General features: G+C 64.7%; 23 protein-coding genes. 12 read left to right on the top strand and 11 right to left on the bottom strand.

From position 1 onward, the window contains the following. Positions 1 to 100: 100 nt before the first annotated feature. The 4 genes from AOP77_RS01230 to AOP77_RS01215 all read left to right on the top strand — a co-directional run bounded on the left by AOP77_RS01230 (position 101) and on the right by AOP77_RS01215 (position 3,601). Positions 101 to 1,567, top strand: a complete 1,467-nt coding sequence (locus tag AOP77_RS01230; protein ID WP_062208281.1) for an HNH endonuclease signature motif containing protein — start codon at positions 101 to 103, stop codon at positions 1,565 to 1,567. A gap of 325 nt (positions 1,568 to 1,892) precedes the next feature. Continuing rightward, positions 1,893 to 2,120 carry a hypothetical protein gene (locus AOP77_RS01225; RefSeq protein ID WP_062208278.1) on the top strand — a complete coding sequence of 76 codons (228 nt, stop codon included), beginning with the start codon at positions 1,893 to 1,895 and terminating at the stop codon, positions 2,118 to 2,120. Between the two features lie 59 nt (positions 2,121 to 2,179). After that, positions 2,180 to 2,761: an NYN domain-containing protein gene (locus AOP77_RS01220; protein WP_062208275.1), complete on the top strand. Its 582-nt coding sequence runs from the start codon at positions 2,180 to 2,182 to the stop codon at positions 2,759 to 2,761. A 258-nt stretch (positions 2,762 to 3,019) separates the two neighbouring features. Continuing rightward, positions 3,020 to 3,601, top strand: coding sequence for a thermonuclease family protein (locus tag AOP77_RS01215; RefSeq protein WP_084622105.1), 582 nt, complete (start codon positions 3,020 to 3,022; stop codon positions 3,599 to 3,601). A 22-nt stretch (positions 3,602 to 3,623) separates the two neighbouring features. Here AOP77_RS01215 and AOP77_RS01210 read toward each other — a convergent pair whose 3' ends face one another. Beyond that, positions 3,624 to 4,220, bottom strand: coding sequence for a hypothetical protein (locus tag AOP77_RS01210; protein ID WP_062208267.1), 597 nt, complete (start codon positions 4,218 to 4,220; stop codon positions 3,624 to 3,626). A 165-nt stretch (positions 4,221 to 4,385) separates the two neighbouring features. Next, a complete protein-coding gene (locus AOP77_RS01205; RefSeq protein WP_062208264.1) occupies positions 4,386 to 4,814 on the bottom strand; it encodes a VOC family protein in 429 nt (142 codons plus the stop codon). A gap of 121 nt (positions 4,815 to 4,935) precedes the next feature. Between AOP77_RS01205 and AOP77_RS01200 the strand changes: the two genes are divergently transcribed. Further along, positions 4,936 to 5,403 carry a hypothetical protein gene (locus tag AOP77_RS01200; protein ID WP_062208261.1) on the top strand — a complete coding sequence of 156 codons (468 nt, stop codon included), beginning with the start codon at positions 4,936 to 4,938 and terminating at the stop codon, positions 5,401 to 5,403. 78 nt (positions 5,404 to 5,481) lie between these two features. On the opposite strand, the gene AOP77_RS01195 is transcribed toward AOP77_RS01200, so the two are convergent. Both AOP77_RS01195 and AOP77_RS01190 read right to left on the bottom strand, forming a co-directional pair. Continuing rightward, positions 5,482 to 5,940, bottom strand: a complete 459-nt coding sequence (locus AOP77_RS01195; protein ID WP_152649724.1) for a hypothetical protein — start codon at positions 5,938 to 5,940, stop codon at positions 5,482 to 5,484. Between the two features lie 68 nt (positions 5,941 to 6,008). Then, on the bottom strand, positions 6,009 to 6,428 hold the full coding sequence (locus AOP77_RS01190; RefSeq protein WP_062208255.1) for a hypothetical protein: 420 nt from the start codon (positions 6,426 to 6,428) through the stop codon (positions 6,009 to 6,011). Positions 6,429 to 6,482: 54 nt separating this feature from the next. On the opposite strand from AOP77_RS01190, the gene AOP77_RS01185 reads away from it, so the two are divergent. The 5 genes from AOP77_RS01185 (at position 6,483) to AOP77_RS01165 (ending at position 10,082) form a co-directional block, all read left to right on the top strand. Beyond that, positions 6,483 to 7,319, top strand: coding sequence for an aminoacyl-tRNA deacylase (locus tag AOP77_RS01185; protein WP_084622103.1), 837 nt, complete (start codon positions 6,483 to 6,485; stop codon positions 7,317 to 7,319). Between the two features lie 68 nt (positions 7,320 to 7,387). After that, complete coding sequence (locus AOP77_RS01180; RefSeq protein ID WP_236683526.1) at positions 7,388 to 7,723, top strand: SAV_915 family protein; 336 nt, start codon at positions 7,388 to 7,390, stop codon at positions 7,721 to 7,723. Continuing rightward, positions 7,720 to 8,007: a hypothetical protein gene (locus AOP77_RS01175; protein WP_062208252.1), complete on the top strand. Its 288-nt coding sequence runs from the start codon at positions 7,720 to 7,722 to the stop codon at positions 8,005 to 8,007. The genes AOP77_RS01180 and AOP77_RS01175 overlap by 4 nt, the downstream gene beginning before the upstream one ends. Then, the gene (locus tag AOP77_RS01170; protein WP_062208249.1) at positions 8,004 to 9,185 is read left to right on the top strand and encodes a hypothetical protein; all 1,182 of its coding nucleotides are present in this window, start codon (positions 8,004 to 8,006) and stop codon (positions 9,183 to 9,185) included. The genes AOP77_RS01175 and AOP77_RS01170 overlap by 4 nt, the downstream gene beginning before the upstream one ends. A gap of 36 nt (positions 9,186 to 9,221) precedes the next feature. Then, positions 9,222 to 10,082, top strand: a complete 861-nt coding sequence (locus AOP77_RS01165) for a hypothetical protein (RefSeq protein ID WP_062208246.1) — start codon at positions 9,222 to 9,224, stop codon at positions 10,080 to 10,082. On the opposite strand, the gene AOP77_RS01160 is transcribed toward AOP77_RS01165, so the two are convergent. Continuing rightward, entirely contained in the window at positions 10,079 to 10,675 is a 597-nt protein-coding gene (locus AOP77_RS01160) for a dienelactone hydrolase family protein (protein ID WP_152649722.1), read from the bottom strand. The genes AOP77_RS01165 and AOP77_RS01160 overlap by 4 nt on opposite strands. A 122-nt stretch (positions 10,676 to 10,797) precedes the next feature. Here AOP77_RS01160 and AOP77_RS01155 point away from each other — a divergent pair, with 122 nt between their 5' ends. Next, complete coding sequence (locus tag AOP77_RS01155) at positions 10,798 to 12,486, top strand: cation:proton antiporter (RefSeq protein ID WP_062208239.1); 1,689 nt, start codon at positions 10,798 to 10,800, stop codon at positions 12,484 to 12,486. A 96-nt stretch (positions 12,487 to 12,582) separates the two neighbouring features. On the opposite strand, the gene AOP77_RS01150 is transcribed toward AOP77_RS01155, so the two are convergent. From AOP77_RS01150 to AOP77_RS01130, 6 genes are all read right to left on the bottom strand, one after another. Beyond that, complete coding sequence (locus tag AOP77_RS01150) at positions 12,583 to 13,431, bottom strand: anti-sigma factor (RefSeq protein ID WP_062208236.1); 849 nt, start codon at positions 13,429 to 13,431, stop codon at positions 12,583 to 12,585. Further along, on the bottom strand, positions 13,428 to 14,075 hold the full coding sequence (locus AOP77_RS01145) for a sigma-70 family RNA polymerase sigma factor (RefSeq protein ID WP_084622099.1): 648 nt from the start codon (positions 14,073 to 14,075) through the stop codon (positions 13,428 to 13,430). Before AOP77_RS01145 ends, AOP77_RS01150 begins: the two co-directional genes overlap by 4 nt. Positions 14,076 to 14,126: 51 nt before the next feature. Beyond that, positions 14,127 to 14,399 carry a hypothetical protein gene (locus AOP77_RS01140; protein WP_062208233.1) on the bottom strand — a complete coding sequence of 91 codons (273 nt, stop codon included), beginning with the start codon at positions 14,397 to 14,399 and terminating at the stop codon, positions 14,127 to 14,129. Positions 14,400 to 14,553: 154 nt separating this feature from the next. Then, complete coding sequence (locus AOP77_RS12305) at positions 14,554 to 14,715, bottom strand: hypothetical protein (RefSeq protein WP_160300024.1); 162 nt, start codon at positions 14,713 to 14,715, stop codon at positions 14,554 to 14,556. A 287-nt stretch (positions 14,716 to 15,002) separates the two neighbouring features. Beyond that, on the bottom strand, positions 15,003 to 15,374 hold the full coding sequence (locus AOP77_RS01135; protein ID WP_062208230.1) for a DUF1304 domain-containing protein: 372 nt from the start codon (positions 15,372 to 15,374) through the stop codon (positions 15,003 to 15,005). Positions 15,375 to 15,555: 181 nt separating this feature from the next. Continuing rightward, positions 15,556 to 17,247: a cytochrome c biogenesis protein CcdA gene (locus AOP77_RS01130; RefSeq protein ID WP_062208226.1), complete on the bottom strand. Its 1,692-nt coding sequence runs from the start codon at positions 17,245 to 17,247 to the stop codon at positions 15,556 to 15,558. A gap of 152 nt (positions 17,248 to 17,399) precedes the next feature. Here AOP77_RS01130 and AOP77_RS01125 point away from each other — a divergent pair, with 152 nt between their 5' ends. Beyond that, positions 17,400 to 18,203, top strand: coding sequence for a hypothetical protein (locus AOP77_RS01125; protein ID WP_062208223.1), 804 nt, complete (start codon positions 17,400 to 17,402; stop codon positions 18,201 to 18,203). Positions 18,204 to 18,236: the final 33 nt, after the last annotated feature.

Below are 18,236 nucleotides of genomic sequence, written 5' to 3'. Positions count from 1 at the left end.
GTGCCGGGCGGGTGCCCACAGGCCCGCGTTGCGCGGGGGTTGTCCACAGATTTCTGTGGCGCGCGGGCTGGCTGTCAGTCCCTTTTGGTTGAATTGTCCTATGAGCACGACCACCGGCATTGAAGCCGATCTCGACACTGATAGCAGGGACGATGCTGTCTGCGACGCGGTCGCGCGGGTGCGCGAGGGGTTGGTGTCGGGCACCGGGTGGACAGGGATAGATCTGGATTCATTGCCGAGCGATGATCTGCTCGCTTCCCACCGTGAATTGGCCCGCATGCGACGTCAACTTGACGCGATGGTTGCCTCGTCAAGCGCCGCGATCGCCCGGCGTTCCATGGGTGAAGACGGACAGCAGGGGATGGCCAAGCGCCAGGGATACCGGACACCCGAGGAGTTACTGGCGAGCATCTCGGGTGGCAGCACGGGCGAGGCCCGCGGTCTCATCGAAGTGGGCGACATGTTGGCCTCCGATGAACGCGAGGCGCATGCCGGCGAAGGCTCAGGTGATCTGCAAGAGGCCGGGGTGGTTGAGGTCTCCCCGCGGTTCGCCATAGCGAGTGAGAGGGTGCGGGCCGGCAAGCTCCATACCGATGCGGGACGTCTCATCAAGCGAATGCTGACTCGGATCTGGGACCGACGCGAGGACCTGGGCGTGGAACTGTGCGACATCGAGCGGGTGGAGCGCATGCTCGTGGAGCGAGCCCACGGTTTGTCGTCCAACAAGTTTGCGCGCATCGTGCGTCAACTGGAGGCCCAGATGGATGCTGGGCGTCACGCGCTGACCGAGGAACTCCAGCGCCATGAACGCTCGGTGACCATGTACGAGGACCACGAGGGGATGTTCGTACTGCGGGCGCGGCTGGATGCGGAGACGGCAGCTCCGGTGCGGGCCGCCCTCGACTCGCTCGTGGGCAATGCCCTGCACAACCGGCGCGACAACGACGGCGTGGCCACTGACGACGGCCAGGTGATGGCGGATGACCGATCCGTCCCACAGATCCGCGCGGATGCCCTCGCCGCCCTTGCCCGCCACTGCCTGGGATGCAGGAGCGAGGACCTGCCCTTCGCGTCCACCACGGTAGTGGTGCGGTTGAGCCTGGCCGACCTGCAGGACGGCACCGGGGTCGCCGAGATCGACGGTGGAAGCGAGCCGGTCTGCATCCCCACCGCCCGCAGAATGGCCGCAAACGGTGCCGTGATTCCCGTTGTGCTCGGCGGCAAGGGGGAGATTCTTGACCTTGGGCGCGGATCGCGGCCCTTCAGTTACGCGCAACGCATCGCTCTCATTGAACGCGATGGTGGGTGCGCCTTCTGCGGTGCTCCACCGGCCTACACGGAGGCACATCACATCAAATGGTGGGCCAGAGACCGAGGCAAGACCGACCTGGAAAATGGCGTGTTGTTGTGTTCGATTTGTCACCATCGCATTCATCGCGATGACTGGGAAATTGGCGTCCGAGACAACCAGGTGTGGTTCAGGCCGCCTGCGGCCGTTGATCCCGAACGCAAACCGCGACTAGGCGGCCGAGCAAGATTTGGGCTACCCAAGATCGAAGCCGCGTAGTCCCAAATACTTGGCGCCTGCGTATCGGTACTTCTTGAGGGGAATTGACGTCGCTGAGCCTGCCATCGAGCCCTTGTTTGGTGGGGCCGGGACGAATCCACGACCACAGAGGTGCGACCGGTTCGTCAAGGTTTTTGCCCCTACGGGGCACTCGGACGAGGCGCCAATGTGGCCTTGACAGCATCGGCCGCAGTGGGTGTATGGTCCTGGCTTCTCGACGCCAATTGATTGGGTGTCGAGCCCTCCCCACACCAACTGACGTCAGGAGAACTCTGTGAAATCGCATGCCGAAACACAGCCATTTGCTCACCCGGAACATATCGAAATGCATGAGATTCAGCTCACCGTGACGCTGGCCTTCGACTCCCGGAGCGCTCTGTCCATCCTGACCAACGCGAAGTCGCCCATGGACCGGGAGTTCCTCCTGACCAAGACCGTATTCGAACTCTTCACGGGCTATCTCGACTACCTCAATGGTATGGACGAGACGGGCCATCCCGCTACCGAGGTGATCATTGGACTGCGACCGCCAGGCACTTGTCAGACCCCCTAGATAACTTGAAATCACCGCGCATCGAAGCGCGCCGCCAACGAGTCTGAGGGGACCACACCATGAACGTCATCGACATCACCGTAGCCAGTAGTTCTGCCCACGAGGTCGCGTCGGTCGACCATAAAGTCGTACCGATTGTCCGCAAGTTCGGATCGATCTCGCATGACGGTGCTGCCGGCCGCCGCCTGATCGTCGCCGACCTCGAGAACCTGCTCGGCTGCAAGCCGGCCGATGCTGAGCCTTCGCTTTGGGATGAGGCCTTCGAAGGACTAGTAGATAGCATCGCGTTCGACGCCGAGGTTGACCAGCTCGTGATTGGCGTCGACCCCCAGTGGGCCTTCACCGTATTCGAGCTCGCTCCCGCGGCACGCCTCGTCACCAGGTCAGGGGAGTCCGGCGCCGACATCGCGCTGTGCGAGGTGCTAAGCGATTACGACTTCATCGCGCGCCGCTTCACCGAGGTAGTGATCGCCAGTGGCGACCACGAGTTTGTCCGCTCAGTCGGCCAGCTCCGCCACCGCAATGTGCTGACGACAATCGCGTCGAGGGGAGCAGGACTGAACTGCACGCTCGCCGTGATCGCGGACCGCGTCATCAATCTGGCCACACCCATGCGCCACGAGCTCGCCCTCGCGGCCTAGGTCCGGCGATGGGAGACAAGCAGCTTTGCCCGGAGAAGTGTGTCGTGACGTGGCACCCCAACGGAGACATCACGGTGGAATGCCGTAAACCATGGGACTGCCGCGCGTGACGTAGGCAACTCGCGCACGCCTCGGTGTCATGGCTCCGCGGCAGTCAGTTCTCCCGCGAATTACCAGCAGAGCTGAAGGCTGCTGGATGATGCGCCGCAGGAGTAGTTGTAGTCTGCCGGTCTAACCATCGAGCGCTGAGGGGCGAACATGAGGGTGTATCACAAGCTGTCCGCGGCGGCCTTGGCCGTCGCCGCACTGGGTGCGTCGGTCGTTGCCGGCTGCTCGACGGACTCCATGGTTTCGCCGCCGCAAGCGCCGCGTTCCGAGGCGCCTCACGACCCCGACAAGGTCCAGGTCCCCAACTCTTCGTCGAGCTCGCAGTCGAGTGATGAGGCCGGCTTGCCCGCCTATGGGGAGGAATCCACCGCCACAGTGATCCGAGTGGTAGACGGCGACACCGTGTACACAGACAACGGTGCAAAGATTCGGCTCATCGGCTACGACACACCTGAGCACGATCAGTGCGGGTTCGACGAGGGCAAACAGTTCGTCACGGATCTCGTACTTGACCAAAGCGTGACGCTGGTGAATCCCCAGAGTGTGGCCGATGCAGACCGATACGATCGCTGGCTCCGCTACGTCGAGGTCGACGGCCAAGACCTTGGCTCGGCCGTCATCGGGGCCGGCCTTGCACACGCACGGTACGACGGGCTAGATGGATACGACGAGCATCCTCATCAGAACGAGTACAGGGCGTTGGACGCCGACACTCCGCACCTATGCGGCTAGCAACTGAGAGCCGGCGAGCGAACTACTCGTCGTCGACGTCGTCCGCCACGCGCACGTTGTCCGCAAGGAATCGCGACAACTGCGGGTGGAGCACCGCAGCGTGGTTAGTGCTTTGCGTGAGGTCGTCCCCGTCGAGAGCGTCGATCAGCGCGGTCTCCTCCGCGGTCAGCACTCGGTACGGGTCACGTACCAGCGAGACCGCAGCGTCCTCGTCCAGCACCTCGAGGATTGACTGGATCTTGTCCTTGATCGCGAGAGCCTCCGGGTCCACGGCCACCGCAGCCTTGAAGAACGCCACGTAGTCCTCACCCAGGAAGCGGTTGCCGCGCTCCGAGTCGAGCATGTGCTCCAGGCCGGTGGCCAGCAGAATCTCCGCGGGGACCAACTCGCGCTCCGGGTCATTGATGAGGAGGGTAGCGGCATCGGCCGGGAACGAGTCCAGCAGTGCCTGCACGTCGCGCTTCATGCCCTCGAGGACCTGCTCCGCCGATGCCTGGAACTGCTTGGCGTAGGCGTCCGCTTCGGCGGCGTTCGTGGGGATGTTGGTGGGCGCCTCCGGGGCGGTGCCGGACTGCGAGGCGTCGTCGCTGGAGGAAAGGTCGCTGTTCTCAGAAGTCATACGTCCACCGTAGTGGAGCGCCGGGTGCTGTCCACCCGCGTTGGCTGCCAGCGAAATCGCTGACGACGCCGCCGGTGCGTTTGCTGCCGAAACTCCAATACATATGGCTAGCAGAACTGCTAGAACAGTTCGTCACCAGCAGACAGTTAGAACGGCCCGCGACACCTACTGCAGGCAGAACTCATTGCCCTCGGGGTCCCGCATTTGGTAATAGAGCTCCGGCCACGGCCCCCACTTCTGCTCGATGAGACGTACGACGCTCGCGCCTAGTGAGACGAGCCGGTCCCGCTCCGCGTCCAGGTCCGCCAGCGTAGTCTCGCCCTCGACCTGCACGTTGACGTCGAGGTGCAGGCGGTTGCGGCCAGACTTTGAACCGTCAGCGTGGTGGAAGAACAGCCGCGGCCCCACTCCCGAGGGATCCTCGGCAAGTCCCCGTGTGGCGAGGTCGGCATCAGTCAACCCGCTCGCCAGCAGCATGTCGCGTAGTTCGCCCTCGAACCGACGCACCTCGTAGCCGAACGCCGCCGCCCAGAACACCGACAGCGCCACCGGGTCATCCGCATAGAAGACGATGTTGCCGATCTTTCCTGCCATCGTTGGCCCCCTTGGAAACTGCGCCGCGCGGCACGAACGCACACAACAAAAGTAACCCGCAGCATCGTCCGCCGCTACGCTAAACAAAAGCCCCACCCGCGTCTCAAAGAAGGAGCACCACATGTTCACCGGACTCAACCAAGAGGTCTGCGCGCAGGCGTGGGACGTCATTGTGCCCGCCATCGAGAAGGCCGCCGAGCTAGGCGTCACCAACGGGCTCTGCGGCACCCTGATTGTGTTGGACCCCGCGAACCCCGACCCCAAGAACCCGCTGTTCATGGCGACCATTGGCGACGAAGACCCCCAGCTCCTCATCAACGTCGAGGGCAAGGTTGCGGTCACCATCCGTACCGGCCTGGACAGCTCCCGTGTGGGGCAGGACTTCCCGTACCTCTACAAGGCCGGCGACATCAAGTACCCGGGCGCGATTATCCGCGAGGGCCTAATCGTCAGCTTCAGCGGCGTTCAGGGCGACTACGACGAGATGATCTGCGAGTGGATGGTGGCTGCGCTACGCGGGATCTGCCGCCAGGGATTCAACGGTGAGGGCGGCGCCAACCGCCAGCCCGGCGCATATCTCGCGGGCTAGTTTCTAGCACCAGAGGTTTTGTAGCACCCAATAGTTCGTAGCGCCCGCGGGTTTGTAGCGCTGGCGCGTGGACTGACGCTAGCGCTTGGGGAACGGGCGCGTGTTGATCTCTCGCTCGTCGTCCGTGGGGTCCTGCTGGTAGATCAGGTGGGACGGGACTGCGGCGGAGCCTACGAGTTCCTCAGTCCGACCGCCGGGACCAGACGAGGGGTCTGCGTCGTCGGATTTCGTTGTGCCTGCCGTGCCGGTGAGCTCCTTCAGCCGCGCGAGGATCTCCGACTGTTGACGCAGGTTCGAATCCCTCGCAGCGACATGCGCCAGGTAGGTCCGCTCGACCGCGATGAAGATCAGGATGAACGGCACGCCGCCAAACAGCGACAGAGCCAAGGTCGTGAAGAACGCGGTGGTGCCAAACGACGAGGTGCCGTCGTAATCGTTGGTGATGCTATTCGCAACCCCCACCAAGAACGCCGTGGCGAAGGATCCTCCGATGTACCAGACGTACAGGCAGAGCTTGAGCACCTCGAGTTTGCGCATGAGCAAAAAGTACACCTTGGCGTTCCACAATGTGTGGGAAGCGCCTAGTTTTCTTGTGGCGTCAGTGGCTAGCGTCCTGCAGGGGGCTCGAACGGCGAGCGCGCCGGAGTGCCGACCTCGATTGAGGTGAACTCCATGACCGGCTCCTCGACTTCACCCTGAGCGATTGAGTCGCTCACGGGTGACTCAACACCGTTCGCGGCAAGCAGTGCGTCTACCTTGGCCTCGAGCGAGGCGCTCCGCGCAGCGTCCTCCTCGCGCTGGAATTCCCGCTCGTCACGGCGGCGGTCCAGTGCCATCGCGATCAGTGGGGCGGGAAATGTCAGTACCGCCGCGACCCACGCACCCACGGCGAAGGCCGTCCAATTGAACACCGAATTGCCGTACACGTCGACATCGAACGTCCTGAACGTATTGCCGGCCCACGCGCCAATTCCCAGCGCCACTACTACGTACCAGGCGTAGATCCACCACTTCACTTTTGTCATGACATGCATGGGGGCAACCTACCCCGACTGCGCGTCTAGGGCTACCGTGGAGGAATGACGGACAATTCGACTGATGCCACGTCCACCAGCGACGACGCCTCCACCAACCCCGCGCTCGACGCCTTGGCGCGCTCTGGACTGGAATATCACGTGGTGCGGCATGAGAATGTCGACTCCCTCGAGGAGGCCGCCCAGGCCCGCGGGCTCGATCCCCGCCAGGTGCTCAAGACGTTGGTAGTGCGCCGCGCATCCGGCGACTATCTGTTCATCCTGGTCCCCGGCGACCGTCAGATCAGTTGGCCCAAGATGCGCGAGCACCTCGGCGTCAATCGCATCTCGATGCCCGACGCGACCAAGGCCCTCGAAGTCACCGGCTACGTGCGTGGCACCATCACGCCCTTTGGCTCGCATGGCTCCGCGAATGGCACGCCGTGGCCGGTCATCGCCGATGCCCTCATCGCCTCCCGCGCTGGAATTTCAGCCAACGGCACCGCGGCCGATGCTGGGGCAAGCGAGACTGGCGCGGCACCATTTGCCGAGGTCAGCATCGGCGGGGGAGCGCCGGGCGTCTCCGCGACCCTCGCAGCCGACGCGCTGATCGATTACCTTAACGCCGAGGTCGCGGACGTGACCGACCCCGCGGTCATCTACGCCGAACCTCCATATTGGAACGTCACCATGGACGCGCTCGACTCCACCGATCGCCTGGGCTACCCGCTCCACCTCACCCCCGGCGCGCTGCACAGCCGCGACGTCATGGAAGCGCTCAAGGCGGCCCTCACCGGCGAGCCGCTCGCCAGCTTTGAGCGTGCCGCGAGCGAGGCGCGCCGCCGCCTGCCCACCCCCAACGCCGAGCAGATCGCGCAGGCAGAGGCGGACTTCCGGGCCTAGCCCACGCCGCAAGCCATGCGCTGAACCGTGCGAGAATCGGGATATACCCGACATCGAGGAGCGTGCCCGTGCAACTTCCTGCCGACTACCCACCGGTGCTCTACGTCCCTACCGCCGCGGTCGTCGCCAGACCCGACGACGCGCAGTTGGAGTATCGCAAGACAAAGGACGGCCGGAAGGCGCTGCTGGCGTATTCCGCGCTTGACCGCCTGCACGCCGGAATGGGCGCGACCCAGCCGTGGCTAGTGCTCCCGACGGTCCAGTTGGAGACCGTCTGGGAAGCTGACAAGTTCGACACTGTGCTACTCGACGTAGAGATTCCGCCGGAACACCGCAACGGTCCCGAGGGGGTGGCGGCTCGTGCCGCCATGGGTGCCGAGGGCGAGTCAGAGCGCGACGAATGATCGAGGTCGACTACGCCAAAGCATCGGCGGCCGTCAAGGCGATCCGCGACGCGACCTCCGAGTTTGACGGGGCCGCCGCGAGCAAGAACCCCGAGCCCGGCGATACCGGCGCGGCGCAAGCAATGCTGGCGGACGTGCTCGCCACCTCGGCGGACGTGGCGTTGCGCCTGGTACACGAGGTTGACACCCTCGCGATCAGCGCCGATGCCGGCCTCGCGGACCTGAGCACCTTTGACCAGAGCATGTCCACCAACCTGCAGGGCATGGGCTGGTCACTGGAATGAGTCAAATACAAGACACCCAGATCGAGGGCTCGCCCGCCGCGATCGAGGCGGTTGCTACGTACCTGCGCACCACGCTATCCGGCGCGTCCTCTACCTGGGCCGGCGACGTGGCCTCCGGGCGCACCAAAGCCTCCGGTGCATGGTCTGGCGAAGCCGCCGAAGCCTTTGCCGGCCGGCTAGGCACCGCAAAGAAGGCCATCACCTCGTTTGGCGACGAGACCGACGCGGTGGCCGCCGCCGTCTCCAAGCTCGCGACGGGCCTGACGAACGCCCAACAGAAGATGACCGATGCCAGATCCACAGCATCGGCCGGTGGGCTGACGGTTTCCGGAACCAAGATTCATGGTCCAGGCAATGCTCCCGCGACCCAATTCGCGACCACTGCGCCCTACACGCAGACCCCCGCGAGCACGGCCGCCGGCAGCGCGTATTCCAAGAAGGTCAAGGCCTGGAACACGAGCGTGCAGCAGGCGACCAGCGGGTTCGACATGTGGCAGGAGGCGCTCGACGCCTTCTCCGCGACGTGGAGTGAACAGAGCGGCAACCTCACGAGCGTGACCACCGGGCTGCTCACCGGGGGAATCAGCGCCGGCGCGATCGCCAACACTACGTACCAGCTGAAGGGGGTGCGGGCACTCAACTTGGATCGCCTCGCGAGTGCCGAGGCCACCCTCGCTCAAATGGTGAAGGACGGCCGTGTGGTGGTGCCCAAGTCCGCGTACTACGGCATGGCCGACGACGCGCTCGCCGCCCGCACCGCGGCGACCTCGGCGGATGACTTGTTGAAGGACGGCGTGCGCGTGGGGTCAAAGCTCAGCAAAGGGCTCCTGGTCCTCGGCATTGCTGGCACCGGCTACGGAATTTACGATGACATTCAGCATGGCGAATCCGTCGCGCAGGCCGCTACCTCAAACGTGGGCGGGTTCCTCGCGGGAGTGGGCGCTGGCGCGGCGATCGGTTCCTTCATTGCGCCTCCCGCCGGGACCATCGTCGGCGCGGTGGTGGGCGCCGGCATCGGCCTGTTCACGTCTGGCATGATCGATCACTTCTTTGAGGACGGCTGGGGCGACGGGCTGTCCGGAGTGGGCGACGCGTTGGAGTCAGGGTGGAATGAGGTGGCGGACACGGGTAAGGCAATCGGCGATCTGGCCACCGGTGTCTGGGACTCGATTTTCTAACATGGGGACGTGGTGACGGTGGCGCGGAAACGCAGAATGCCAGTAGCGGCATTCGAGATGATCTTTGGGCGCGTGGTGTTCTGGCTCGCGCTGCCCGTGAACGTGGCGATTGCCGCGCTGTTGACGGTAGCTGCCGTGGCGAGCTTGGCAGGCGACAGCACCTGGAGCTTGGCCGTGACGGTGTTGGTCGCGGTGCTGGCGGTGTGGTGGTGGGTGCTCTGCGTCGACCTCTGCGTGCTGGTGCTGTACCGTCCCCGGCACAGCCACGAGAGTCTGCAAGACGCGAATGCTCAACGCCAGGGTGGAGTGCTGATACCTGGCAGTCGACGCCTGGTCGTGACCACCTTTGTCGCCGCGCTCCTGACGTTGGCGGTTCTGGTGGCCGCCCTGTGGGCGGTCGACGGAGGCTGGGTGATTGTCATGGCGATCCTGGTTGCCGGGATGGCGCTCGTTGTGGTCGACTTCGCGCTCACCGTGCGGCGGCCGAGGTTCCTCGAACTCACACGCGATGGGTTCTCCGTCGCTGTGTTCCGCGGTCAGTGGACACTCGCCTGGGACGACGTCACGTCTATCGCCTTTGTCCAGGGCATGAACGGCACCATGGTCTTTCGCCTGGGCCTCGTGCCGGGGGCCGCCTCCCTGACCCAGCAGTGGCGCCATCCGTTCGCTCGGCGCAAGGACTCGATCGACGTCGAGCCCATCGCGCTCGACCTCGATCCGCTCCTCCTGATGTTGGCGTTGCTGCTGTACCGGGACGTCCCTCAGGCGCGCGAGGAACTCGCGCAAGGTCAAGTGCCGGTGCGACTCACGGACGCCAACCGGGCACTGAGCTCTGCCTCGGGTCCGGCGTCCGAGCAACTCCTTAAGCGATTCAAGCCGGAACGGTCGCAGGCCTAGAACCGCGCCCAGGCTTCCCCGGCATCGGCGTCAATCGTTGCCAGCCAATCGACCACGCGTTCCTCAAACTGGTCAGCAGCATCGGCGTCGTAGTCCCTGCTCGACGGGTCGATGAACATGTGCCCTTTGCTGTTGTAGCGGAACAGCTCGCCGTGGGGCGCTCGGTACATGAGCCCCTCAACCACCCCCGGGTCTACCCACTCGTCGGGATCCGCGACGTGAAGCTGCAGGTGGCACGTGTGTCGCCAGTCGCCGCCTAGCGACTCAGGTGCCTGTGCGCCGCCCATGAGCAGGCATGCCTTGATGCGCCGCTTGTGCTGCGCGAGCTGCTGCGCTTGCGAGGAGCCGAGCGAGAAGCCGATCACCACCGCGGCGTCCCGATGCTGGCGGTACGCGCGGTTCGCCACCTCTTCCAGGGCGTCATGGCCGATGTCCTGCGCGAACCGCAGGCCGTCGTCCAGGTCCTTGAACGTCTGACCCGAGTACGCATCGGGGCAGTGAACCACGTGGTGATTGGCGCGCAACCGCTCGGCGAATGACTGGAGCCCTGCGGTGAGTCCCAGTGCGTGGTGAAAGAGCAAAATCTCTGCCATCACCCCAGTCTTGCGTGGCGCGGCGTTCTTCGCGCGGTGAAACCCTCCAACGCGCTTCAACCAGGGTGGACGGTGCGCACCCTATGGTGGTCTTAGGTTGTCAGTCACTACGGAGGGTCGTCATGGAATACGCCGTCATCGCGGTGCTCGCCGTCGTGGGGATCGTCGCAGTTAACTCGATCGCGCCGCGCGTGGGCGTCGCCGCGCCCCTGGCGCTGGTGGCGGCTGGCGTCGCCGTGAGTTTTATCCCTGGGGTCCCGCACATCGACATCAACCCCGAGGTGATCCTGGCGGGAGTGCTGCCACCGCTGCTTTATTCGGCCGCGGTATCCGTGCCGACCATGGAGTTCCGGCGCAATTTCAGCGCCATCAGCGGGATGTCGGTGTTGCTTGTGATCGTCGGCTCGGTGCTCATGGGGTTCTTCTTCTGGTGGGTCATCCCCGGCATCTCGTTGCCGATCGCCATCGCGCTGGGAGCCATCGTGAGCCCCACCGATGCGGTGGCGACCAACATCATCAAGCGGCTGGGGGTGTCGCCGCGGGTGGTGACGGTGCTCGAAGGCGAGTCGATGCTCAATGACGCCTCCGCGCTAGTGCTGCTGCGCTCCGCGATCGCCGCGGCCGCCGTGAGCGTCACGCTCCTCGAGGTTGCGCTCGACTTCGCTAAGTCAGTCATCTTTGCGGTCGCTATCGGTGCCCTGGTGGGCTACATCGGCCTGCGCGTGCGCAAAAAGACCCCCAACGCCGCCGCGAGTACCGCCATCTCCTTTGTGCTGCCCTTCGTGGCGTTCGTTCCCGCCGAGGCCCTCGACGCCTCGGGCCTCGTGGCGGCCGTCACGGCCGGCCTGGTGACCAGCGCGCTGTCCGCGAAGTACCTCAGTCCGCAGGACCGCATCTCCCAGACCACCAACTGGCGAACCGTCGAACTGTTGCTCGAGGGCGCCATCTTCGCGCTCATGGGCCTCGAGCTGATCGGGATTGTCGAGAGCGTCGAGGAGCGCCACGGCAGCGTGTGGTTCGCAGTCGGTCTGGGAGGGATCGCGCTGGTACTCGTGCTGGTGATCCGCTCGTTGTTTGTGTTCATGGTGTTGGTCATCGAGCGGCGGCGTGCGCGCAGGGCCGACGCTTCCCGGGGTCAATTGGAGGATTTCGCGTCTCTCGCGGGCGAGATCGACGACGATCGCAAGCAGCAGCACTTCACCAAGCGGGTGGAGAAGCGCGTCGCGGACGTGGACTACCTGACCGACAGTCGGCTTGGCCGGCGCGAGGGTGTGGTGCTGGTGTGGGCGGGCATGCGTGGCGCGCTGACTCTCGCTGCGTCGCAGACGCTACCTGCGGACACCCCCGCGAGGTCCACGCTGGTACTGATCGCTTTCGTGGTGGCGGCCGGGTCGCTGCTGATACAGGGCGGGACGCTGCCGTGGCTGGTGCGCAAGCTGGGGCTAGTCTCCGACGCCACCGCAGCGGACGATGCTGAGGACAGCGGGCTGCTCGACGAGCTTTCCGACACCGCCTCGCAGGTCCTCGAGGATCCAGACTTGCGCCGGCCCGACGGCACCCAGTACGACGAGCGCGCCATCCGCTGGCTACGGGTCGCCCTGGTACGGGAGCGCGGGGAGGAGGACCGCGAGTCCCGTCCGGTCTATGGCGCCCAGATCAACGAACTACGCCTCAAGGTGATCGCCGAGCAACGCGAGTATCTGATGGAGGCGCGTGCCGTGGGGGCGCACAGCACCGATGCGCTCCGCCATGCCCTGCGGGTGCTGGACTCCGACCAGATCTCCGCGGAACTGCGCAACGACCACGACTAACCGCCGCGCCGCTGCACTGTTGCACCGCATCGCCATGGATCCGCGGAACGTCCGCACCCTCAATCGACACCGTCGAGGCGTGGACACGCACGATGCTTACAGATGTACCTCAGTTAGGGGTGCGGACGTAGGGGCGTCGGATCCGCCCATGGGTTCCTGCGTGACGTAGATCATCTCCACGTCGTCAAAGCTGGAGTGCATCATGGTGACGAACTCGCCGTCGCCCTCGGGCATGAACGTGGGGCCGGGCATCGACTTGCCGTCGTCCATCATCAGCCACAGCTGATACTCCATGCCCTTGTCCGGCATGGGTGCGTCGTGGCCCATGGCGACCACGCCGTCCATCTTGGCGCTCATGACCAGGTGCGAGGCGCCCAGGTCCAGGTCCATCGAGTACGCGTCGGGCGCCGTCGTGACCATCATCAGTTCCTTCTCCACGGCGAGCTCCTGGGCGTGCTCGTCGCGCGAGTTTTGCGTCGACAGGCCGATGCCCGCCGCACCCAGGATCAGCACGGACGCCGCGGCAACCCCGATGAAGGCGTTGCGCCGGCGTGCTGGACGGCTGCGCTTCGCGTCGGAGATGTGGGTAACGGACGCCGATGCCGGGACGGGCTCGGGCGTCGAAGAAGACTGGGCGGCCGCGGCATCGGCCGTGATGGCTGTGGCGGTGTTGTCTGTGGCAGCGACGTCGTTGGCATCAGTGGTGTCGGCCAGCGGCGGTAATTGCGCGGTGCGAGAGGCCTCGGCCATCACCCGAGCGCGAAGTGACGCGGGGGGAGAGACGGCCTCGGCCTCGGCGAGTGTGGTGGTCACGTCGCGCAGTGAGGCAACCTCGTCGCGGCAGTCCTCGCACGTGGCCAAGTGGGATTCGAAGTCGTCACGCTCAGCGGGAGAGACGGCGTTGACCAGGTACGGGCCTAGCAGCGAGTGCACGTTGTCGTTCATGCTCCTGCCTCCCATGCGTCGCGTAGTTTGATGAGCCCGTCGCGCACGCGCGCCTTGGCGGTGCCGAGCGGGATGTCTAATGCCTGGGACACCTCGCGGTGTGTGTATCCCTTGAAGTATGTGAGTTCGAGCGCCTCGCGCTGGCGGTCCGTGAGGAACTCCATTCCGGCGCGGACGCGGGCCGCCTGCCACTCTGCGAACATGGTGTCGACCACCTTGTCCTGCTCTGCGGGTGTGACCTCGTCTCGCGGTGCGTGCTTGAGGACGCGGTCCGTGTGTGACTGCTCGGACCGGACGCGGTCCACGGCCCGGCGCTGCGCGATGGTGAGGATCCATGACCGGGCGGACCCGGCATCGGCCCGGTAGCGAGCGGCGTGACGCCAGACCTCGATCAGCGCCTCCTGGGCGATGTCCTCGGCCATTTGGGCGTCGCGGACCACGCGCAAGGCGACGCCGTAGACGGCGCCGGCCACCTCGTTGTACAGCTGTTCATAGGCGACTGCTGAGCCACGACCGGTGGCCGTGAGCAGTGGGGCGAGATCCATGCGGGTTGGCGACAGTGATGCGGGTTGCTTTGCCTCGCCGTCATTGATCGCGGGGTCGACGGGAGAGGACACCGCGTGCAAGTGTCGCGCTGTGCTCATGTCGTCGTCCTCCGTCTCCGTGGTTCTCGCCCCCCCTGCGTCAGTGTCGGCTTAGCCTTCGTCTTCCATCTTGTCGTCTTCCATCATCGCATCGTCGTCGGTCTTCTCCATGGAATCGTCTTCCATCTTCTCGTCGTCCGTCATAGCGTCGTCGCTCATCATGGCGTCGGGCTCCATGGAGTGCTCCATCGTGGACTCCATCGTCGACTCCATGGTGGATTCCGGCGTGGTGCCGCTGTCGTCATTGGAGTCGCCACATCCTGCCAGGGCGAACCCGGAGATCGCGATGAGGGCGGGTACTGCAAGCTTGGTGATGGTCTTCATGATTCCTCCGTGATTGTCGGCACGGGGCCGGTTGCCCCTACATGTGACTATTCGGAGTCCTCGTGGAGAGGGATGGGTGCGAGGGTGTGAACGCAAAGAAAGGGACGGCCCGCCATCAGTGGCGGACCGTCCCTTGTGAGACGTTGAGGGCTGTCTAGCTGTCTGACTCCATAGTGGAGTCCATCGTGGGCGCCATTGTTGACTCCATGGTGGTGCCGGGCGTGGAGCCGTCGCCACTGGTCGTGTCGCCGCAACCGGCGAGCAGTGCTCCTCCAACGAGGATCAGGGCGGGAACTGCAGCATGACGGATGTTCATCTGGTGCCTCCTTGTTCACTGGACGGGCCACTCGGCCCGCTGTGAGAGAGAACGCCTTGGCGCAAAAGGTATGTTCCGGACATCGGCAAGATTTGGGGAGGTTTTGCCAAGATTTTGCCGGACGCACGTGTGATGCGCGGACGTCTCTAGGGCGTGCTTTGGTCGATGCTTGGTGTGGACTCAGGTGTCCTTGACCTGAGTTCGCCCCCCTGCGTTCAGGGTTTGGTTGAAATCCAGGGGTCTCTCGGCCCTGCGTTCACCTGGTGGTTGATCTCCAGGGTTTACCGCTAGCTCAGCAGCAGGGCCAAAAGTGCGATCGCCGGCGGGATGGCCTGGCCCAGTGCGGCGCGCCACATCTCCGGATTCTTCGTGACGAGCACGAGCCCCGCGCCCACCATGAAGAGGCAAGGGAACACCACGAGCGCGATGGCGCCCGAGTCCGCGAGCATCCACGCGCCCGCGAGCGTGCCGAGGCCCAAGAACAGGTTGTAGAAGCCGATGTTGTAGAAAACCGTCGCCTGGATGCGGGCAGTCTCAGCGTCGCCCGCACCAAAGGTCTTGTAGACGGCGGGTCGTTTCCAGAACACGCTCTCCGCGAGGAAGATGCCTACGTGCATGAGCCCGGCAAAGGCCGCGAAGATCACTGCAACTGTTGTCATGCAGAGACGCTAACACCGGTGAACCAACCACGAGGTGAACGCTGGAGCAACAGGGGCAGGTATTTCAACCAATATCTGAACGTTGGAGCGTGGGCCAGGAGTACGTGTCGGCCCTGGGAACGCAAAAGCCGGCCCGCCCCCTCGTAGGGAACGGGCCGGCCGGCGCGACCGAAGTGAGCGCCTATCCGAACGTAAAGGCGTAGACCTCAATGCCTTCCGAGAACTCGAGGTGCATGGTGTCGTCGGTGGGCTCACCCACGTACAGGTCGTACAAGTCAGACGTGCCGTCGATCTCGACAACTTCGTTGTACGAGGAATCGCCCGCCAAGGTGACCGTCACAGTTCCTTCGCCAGCCATGACCAGGTGGACGTCGGCTGCATAGAAATTGAGGTCTAGCGTCGCATCGGCGCCGGTCGTCGAATATTCGCCCTCGACCGTCCACTCGCCGCCAAAGCTGAACTCGTCCTCTGCGGGAGTGGCGTTGCCGGTGTAGGTGGTGGCCTCGCCGGAGACAATCTCGTCATTGTCTGCAGCCGCTAGCCGACCTTTGCCCACGTAGAGTTCCGGCGTGCGTCCCTCGGTGTGCCCGCCCGTGTCGGCCACCACGGCCTCCTGCGGCGGCGCATCGAGCAGCTGCTGGATCAGCTTCTCCGTGGCCTCGTACTTGCCCTCGCCGTAGTGAACCTGACGCACGGTGCCCGTCTGGTCAATGAGGTAGTGCGCGGGCCAGAAACGCTGATCCCATTCACGCCACGTGGTGAAGTCGTTGTCGATCGCGACGGGGTACTCGATGCCGTAGCGCTCGGTGGCATCCTCAACATTGCCCACCACCTTCTCGAAGTTGAACTCGGGAGAGTGCACACCGATGATGGTCAGGCCGTCGTCGCGGTAGCGGTCGTCCCAGGCGGTCAGGTACGGGAAAGTGCGCTGGCAGTTGATGCAGGAGTAGGTCCAGAAGTCCAGCAGTACTGGCCCGTCCAGGTTGTCCAGATCGATCGCCTCGCCGTTGGGGGTGTTGAGCCACTCCTGGATGCCAGGCAGGTCGCGCGCGGGGCCGCAATTCTGCAGTACGGTCGCGTCGCCCTTCTCGCACTCGTCGAACGTCAGCGCGTTGCCGGAAGCGGGCGCGGCGGCCTCGCGGCCCGCCAGGTTGTCGAGCTCACCCTGCACGTTGCCGTTGTTCTCGATCGACTCCTGGATGTTCGCCAGGAACCCGGGCACTGACCGCTGCAGCGGCTCTGCAAGGTTGGTGGCGATCACTAGGGCGGTGAGCATGAGGATCACACCGGAGGCGATGCGGATGGCCTGCAGGCGCTCGCGGACGGCCTTGATGCGCTTGCCGATTGACTGGCCAGCAACGCCGAACATCAGCAACGGAATCGCAATACCCACGGAGAAGGACATCGTCAGAACAATCAGACCCCAGCTCACGCCATTGGTCGCGGCGAGTACAGTGATGGACGCCAGAATCGGTCCGGCGCACGGCACGAACACGAGGCCCAATGCAAGCCCCATGACGAAGCCGTTACCGTCGCGGTTGAGCGTGGGGATCTTGGTGTTGACGAACGGCTTCTCCAGGATGTGTCCCACAGCCGGAACCGCGAGGCCGAGGCCCACAATCGCGAGCGTGATGATTCCCGCCCAGCGCAGTACGTCATCGGGAAGGCCCAGCAGGCTGATGAGCACTCCGCCGATGAGCGTGAAGACGGCGAAGCTCACGACCAGTCCACCCACCACGACGTATGGCCGGCGCTTATTCGCGGCCCCGTCTTGGATGGAGCTGGTGAGGATCGCGGGTAGTACCGGCAGCACGCAGGGGCTGATGGCGGTGATGATGCCGGACACGAGCCCGACGAGTATGAGTGTGAACATAACCACTATTCGGCGCCAACTCGCGAGGGGATGGGACGCAGTGCAAATCCGATGCCGCCGCGAGTTATCCACAGATTGTTTTGGCGGCCGATGCTGGGGTTGGCTCGTTCAATAGCGTCGCCTTTATGGAGACGATGCGAAGAAGAGTGACGATGGCGGCGGCGAGTGTGTGCGTGGCGGTGCTCGTGACGGCAATGACTGGATGTGCGGGAGAAGGCGAGGCAGTCGGTGGCGAGGGCTCGGGGGCGGTAAGCGCGTCCCCGATGCTGAGCCCAAGTGCCGAGCCAAACCCAACTCCCGATCCCGAGGGGGATGCGGGCGAAGCGAGCGGTGAGGTGCCGGAAATTGGCGCAGACGCGAAGGTAGAAGCCAAGGCGGAGCCGGACGACCTGGAACCATGGGTATCGCCGGAGCCGAGCGCCGCGATGGAGGCGCTTGGTGAGGAGGCCAACGCTCCGGCCCCCATGGCCGAGGGCTCGTTCCTCACCGTCACGCAGGACGCGCTCACCGCCGCCGACGTGGCAGAGATGTTGCCGGTGCCGCTCGAGGACACTGAGGAGGCGGCCTTCCATACTGCCTTCGCCCTCATGAACACCTCCGACGACGTCTACGCGAGCGCGGCCGATGAGCCTGGCGAGCTCTCGTTCTTTGCGGCGATCAGTGCGGACGAGTGCGGGTGGTGCGCGTCGGTCCTCGACACTGCAAGGGCGGCGGCGGCCTCAAACCTGCGGGTCACGGGAGCAACCTTTTCCGCGGTGGGGGACTCCTTTGATGGCGGCCGTACTGACGACGGATCGGTGGTGGTCAATATTCCGGTGGAAGAGGCGCCCACGGTCGTCTGGAATACGGACGGCTCGCTCAGCACCAGCACCGACGGGGGTCCCTCGACTCTCAACATCCAACTGGTATGGCGCGGGGAGATGTGGAAGGTGATCGGTGTCAGTACGACGGAGTGATGTGGGCCGTGAGTGCGACCATTTTTGTCGAGT

The sequence above is a fragment of the Demequina oxidasica genome (genome assembly GCF_000975115.1).
Lineage (GTDB): Bacteria > Actinomycetota > Actinomycetes > Actinomycetales > Demequinaceae > Demequina > Demequina oxidasica.
Note: the sequence above shows the minus strand (reverse complement) of the source record. Positions and strands in the feature narration are given on the sequence as shown.